Genomic DNA, 4858 nt, shown 5'->3' on the forward strand with positions numbered 1-4858 from the left:
GCCAGGCGCCGGCGCAGCCCGGCGGCGAGGATCGCCGCCGCCGCCCGGTGGTGAAGCCGGCCGAGACGCCGCGCCGCGACCGCGGCTGGCGCGAAGGCGACTTCCGCGACGCCGGCCCGGTGCCCGGCTTCCTGGCGCGTAGATAAGCGCCTCAAGCGCCGGCGCGGCCTCCGGCCGCTTGGCCTGCGCGCTGTCAGGGCAGCTCTGGCGGCGACTGATGGTCGCGCGCGGGGCCGCATTCGCGGCCCCGGAGCATCGCTGCGCTCGCTCCGCAGGGACTGATGGCGGCCTGCGGCCGCGGGACAGGGCGCAGCCCTTGCCCCTACCCGAAAATCTTCGGCCAGGCGGCCATCAGAGCGCCGTCGGCGTCCTCCAGGGTCGCCGGCACGCCCTGGTGGTGCAGGCTGGTCACCCCGTGCTCGCTGATCCCGCAGGGCACGATGCCGCCGAAATGTGCGAGGTCGGGATCGACGTTCAGCGCGACGCCATGCCAGGTCACCCAGCGCGTCACCCGGACGCCGATCGCGGCAATCTTCGCCTCATTCCCGCGCGCCCGGTCGGCCACCCAGATGCCGACCCGGCCCTCCCGCCGCTCGCCCTTCACGCCGAGCAGGTCGAGCGCTGCGATCAGCCAATCCTCCAGCCCATGCACATAGGCGCGGATGTCGCGCTTCGGCACGCCGCCATGCGGCTGGTCGAGGTCCAGCATCACATAGGCGGTGCGCTGGCCGGGGCCGTGATAGGTCCATTGTCCGCCGCGCCCGGTGCGATAGGCCGGGAAGCGCGGATCGAGCAGCCCGTCGCCGGTCGCGGAGGTGCCGCCGGTATAGGTGGGCGGGTGCTCGACCAGCCAGACCCGCTCCCGTGTGGTGCCGGCGCGGATGGCGGCGACCTCGGCCTCCATCGTCGCCACCGCGTCCGGATAGGGGGTCAGGCCGTCGGCGGCCACCCAGTCGGGGCCAGGGGAAAAAAGCGTCACGGGGTGCGTTGATACGGCGGGGATCATCGGCTATACGCCCCGCCTCTACCCGGTTTGCGGTCATGGCGGAATGGTAGACGCGCCAGCTTGAGGTGCTGGTGGGGGCAACCCCGTGGAAGTTCGAATCTTCTTGACCGCACCAAGGTAGCCTCTCGAATTCTGAAAATTCAGCCAGTCAGGCCTCGGCATCAAGGGATGCGCGGGACAGATATGGTGTGCCGCGCGGGTCCGGCTCAGGTCAGATCGGATTGACCCGTGATGGACGCCGCATAGGCGGCGATCGGTTCCGGCAGCAATTCCCAGGCATGGGCGGTCGTTGCGATCATGGTCCTGCTCCGGACGCTGATGGTGCGCCGGTCGATGCTGGCGCCGGTCGCGATCGCCGCGAGGTCGAGCTGGACCGCCATCCCATCCGGGCCGAAGGCCGCATGGGCCGGACGGTCGACCCAATAGGTGATGCCGGGTGTGATCATGTAGGCGGCGCGGCGCAGGCGGGCGCTCGCCAGCGCGGCCTGGGGCTCCTCCGGCACGAAGCCGGCCGTCACCCGGTCGAAGGGGAGATGGAGGCGGAGGCCGTCGAGCAGCGCCCGCACCACGGCGTCGCCCGAGCCCGGATAGGCGGTATTGCGGAAGCGGCCATCCACCGGCCGCACAATGTAGATGTCGCCCCGCCTGGGGATGACGCCGGCCGCAGCCGGATCCTGCGTCACCTGCCAGGCGTTGCAGGAAGCCAGCCCAAGCAGGCCCAGCGACAAATATCGGCGCTGCATCTGATCCTCCGGCGGCGTGTGCTTCGTGTCTTGTCGTCGAGAGGTACCGATACCGGTTCGCTACAGCAACGCCAAACGCATCCCTGCCCGTCACCGGCGTCGCGCGTGCTATCAAGCCTCAGGCTAGGCGGGACCCTCGGATGCTCGGATTGCTCGCGCTCACCACGGCAGCCGTCTTCGCGGGTGCCGCCCTCTACATCAACCTCGCGGAGCAACCGGCGAGGCTCGGCCTCGACGACCGAGCGGCGCTGGCCCAGTGGAAGCCGTCCTATGCGCGCGGCTTCGCCATGCAGGCCTCGATCGCCGTCCTGTCCGGGCTGCTCGGCGCCGCCGCCTGGTGGCGGGCGGGCGATGCGCTCTGGCTGCTCGGCGCCGTCATCATCATCGCCAATTGGCCCTATACGCTGCTCGCGATCATGCCGGTGAACCGCCGGCTCGAGGCGACGCCGCCCGAGCAAGCATCCGGGGAGACGCGCGCGCTGCTGCGCCGCTGGGGGCTGCTCCATGCCGGGCGCAGCGCGCTCGGCGCGATCGCGACGGCGATTTACCTCGCCGCCGCGGCGCGCCTTCCCTGAGACCCTCCAACACGGCATCCCATCCCGGCGCCATGCGCACCGGAACGGCCGCTGACGCGGCGCGATGCGTCGCCTATGCTGGCGCGCAGCAGAGAGGTTCGGATGGACGAGGATTTCCGCAAGGCGGCGCTGGACTACCACCGCTATCCCCGGCCGGGGAAGCTCAGCGTCGAGCCCACCAAGCGCATGGCGACCCAGCGCGACCTGGGCCTGGCCTATTCCCCCGGCGTCGCCGCCGCCTGCGAGGAGATCGCGGCCGATCCCGACCGCGCCTATGACTACACCGCCCGCGGCAACATGGTGGCCGTCATCACCAACGGCACCGCCGTGCTCGGCCTCGGCGCCATCGGCGCCCTGGCCTCGAAGCCGGTGATGGAAGGCAAGGCGGTCCTCTTCAAGAAGTTCGCCGGCATCGATTCGATCGACATCGAGATCGACCAGAACGACCCCGAGAAGCTGATCGAGGTGATCGCCGCGCTTGAGCCCACCTTCGGCGCCATCAATCTCGAGGACATCAAGGCCCCCGAGTGCTTCATCGTGGAGAAGGCGCTGCGCGAACGCATGCGCATCCCGGTCTTCCACGACGACCAGCACGGCACCGCCATCATCGTCGCCGCCGCGGTGCGCAACGGGCTACTGCTGCAAGGCAAGTCGCTGACCGAGGTGAAGCTCGTCACCTCCGGCGGCGGCGCCGCGGCACTCGCCTGCCTCGACCTGCTCTGCACCATGGGGCTGAAGCGCGAGAACATCATCGTCACCGACATCAAGGGCGTGGTGCACGAAGGCCGCAACGAGCTGATGGACCCCTGGAAGTCCGTCTATGCCCGGCAGACCTCGCTGCGCACGCTGGAGGAGGCGATCGAAGGCGCCGACGTCTTCCTCGGCCTCTCCGCGCCGCGCGTGCTGAAGCCCGAATGGCTCGGCAAGCTGGCGCCGAAGCCGCTGGTGCTGGCACTCGCCAACCCGGAGCCGGAGATCCTGCCGGAAGCGGTGCGCGCCGCGCGGCCGGACGCGATCGTCGCCACCGGCCGCTCCGACTACCCGAACCAGGTCAACAACGTCCTCTGCTTCCCCTTCATCTTCCGCGGCGCCCTCGATGTCGGCGCGACCGCGATCAACGAAGCGATGAAGGTCGCGACGGTCGAGGCGATCGCAGCGCTCGCGCGCGTCGAGGCCTCCGAGGTCGTCGCCGCCGCCTATGGCGGCCAGGCGCCGATCTTCGGCCCCGACTACATCATCCCGAAGCCCTTCGATCCGCGCCTGATCCTGGAGATCGCGCCCGCGGTCGCGCGCGCCGCCATGGAAACCGGCGCCGCCCGCCGCCCGATCGAGGATTTCGCCGCCTACCGGCAGGAGCTGGAGCGCTTCGTCTTCCGCTCCGGCAACCTGATGCGGCCGGTGATCGAAGCGGCGCGCAAGCGCCCGCGCCGCGTCGTCTATTCGGAAGGCGAGGACGAGCGCACGCTGCGCGCCGTGCAGACCGTGCTCGATGACGGCCTCGCGGAGCCGATCCTGCTCGGCAGGCGCGCGGTGATCGAGGCGCGCGCCCGGGCCATGGGTCTGCGCATGGACTTCTCCGAAAGCGTGCGCATCCTCGACCCGCAGCAGGACGAGGCGATCTTCGCGCCGCTGAAGGAAGTCTATCGCGGCAAGGTCGGCAGGCGTGGCACCCCGCCGGACGCGGCCGATCGCCGGGTCGGCGTCCGCACCACGGTCGCAGCCGCGCTGCTGCTCGAATCCGGCCAGGCGGATGCCGCGATCTGCGGCGGCACCGGCGACTGGATGGGCCATTTCTACAACGTGCACGACATCATCGGCCGGGCCGAGGGCGTCTCGCGCTGCTACGCGCTCTCCTCCGTCATCATGCAGCAGGGCGTGCTCTTCGTCGTCGACACGCATCTGGTGTTGGACCCGACGCCGGAGCAGATCGCGGAGATGACCCTGCTGGCGGCCGAGCAGGTGCGCGCCTTCGGCGTGGTGCCCAAGGTCGCGCTGCTGTCGCATTCCTCCTTCGGCGCCTCGGGCGCGGGCTCGGCGCGGCGCATGCGCGCGGCCCTCGAGCTGATCCAGCGCGCCGCGCCGGAGCTCGAGGTCGATGGCGAGATGCATGCCGATGCCGCGCTGATCCCGGCGATCCGCAGCCGCGCGGTGCCGGACAGCCCGCTGGAGGGCGCGGCGAACCTGCTGGTCATGCCCGGCGTCGATGCCGCGAACATCGCCTTCAACCTCGTGAAGGCAGCGGCGGACGGGCTGCAGGTCGGCCCCATCCTGCTCGGCATGAAGAAGCCGATCCATGTGCTGGTGCCGAGCGTGACGGCGCGCGGCATCGTCAACCTGACGGCGCTCGCGGTCGCGCAGGCGCCCTGAGCCCTGAGCGTTCCCCGTTCCCGCAACAGGGAACGCTGGTCGGCCGCGGCGGTCAGCGCCGCCCGCCGCCGAACAGCCCGCGCAGCAGGTCGGTCGGGTTGACCCGCTGCGGCTGCTGCGGCGCGGGCGTGGGCTGCGCCGCCGGTGGCTGCGGTGCCGCGGGCATG

General features: G+C 71.0%; 4 protein-coding genes and 1 tRNA gene. 3 read left to right on the plus strand and 2 right to left on the minus strand.

Going from position 1 to position 4858, the window contains the following annotated elements; all coding sequences use genetic code 11:
• Nucleotides 1-322: 322 nt before the first annotated feature.
• A complete protein-coding gene (lipB, locus tag GXW71_RS34105; protein WP_211858468.1) occupies nucleotides 323-1006 on the minus strand; it encodes a lipoyl(octanoyl) transferase LipB in 684 nt (227 codons plus the stop codon).
• Between the two features lie 29 nt (nucleotides 1007-1035).
• Here lipB and GXW71_RS34110 point away from each other — a divergent pair.
• A tRNA-Leu gene (locus tag GXW71_RS34110) sits at nucleotides 1036-1121 on the plus strand.
• Between the two features lie 91 nt (nucleotides 1122-1212).
• On the opposite strand, the gene GXW71_RS34115 is transcribed toward GXW71_RS34110, so the two are convergent.
• The gene (locus GXW71_RS34115; RefSeq protein ID WP_211858470.1) at nucleotides 1213-1749 is read right to left on the minus strand and encodes a DUF4823 domain-containing protein; all 537 of its coding nucleotides are present in this window, start codon (nucleotides 1747-1749) and stop codon (nucleotides 1213-1215) included.
• 140 nt (nucleotides 1750-1889) lie between these two features.
• Between GXW71_RS34115 and GXW71_RS34120 the strand changes: the two genes are divergently transcribed.
• Together GXW71_RS34120 and GXW71_RS34125 are read left to right on the plus strand one after the other, a co-directional pair.
• The gene (locus GXW71_RS34120) at nucleotides 1890-2324 is read left to right on the plus strand and encodes a DUF1772 domain-containing protein (RefSeq protein ID WP_211858472.1); all 435 of its coding nucleotides are present in this window, start codon (nucleotides 1890-1892) and stop codon (nucleotides 2322-2324) included.
• A gap of 102 nt (nucleotides 2325-2426) precedes the next feature.
• Entirely contained in the window at nucleotides 2427-4691 is a 2265-nt protein-coding gene (locus GXW71_RS34125) for an NADP-dependent malic enzyme (protein ID WP_211858474.1), read from the plus strand.
• Nucleotides 4692-4858: the final 167 nt, after the last annotated feature.

The sequence above is a fragment of the Plastoroseomonas hellenica genome, from assembly GCF_018129085.1.
In the GTDB taxonomy this organism is placed as follows: Bacteria; Pseudomonadota; Alphaproteobacteria; order Acetobacterales; family Acetobacteraceae; genus Plastoroseomonas; species Plastoroseomonas hellenica.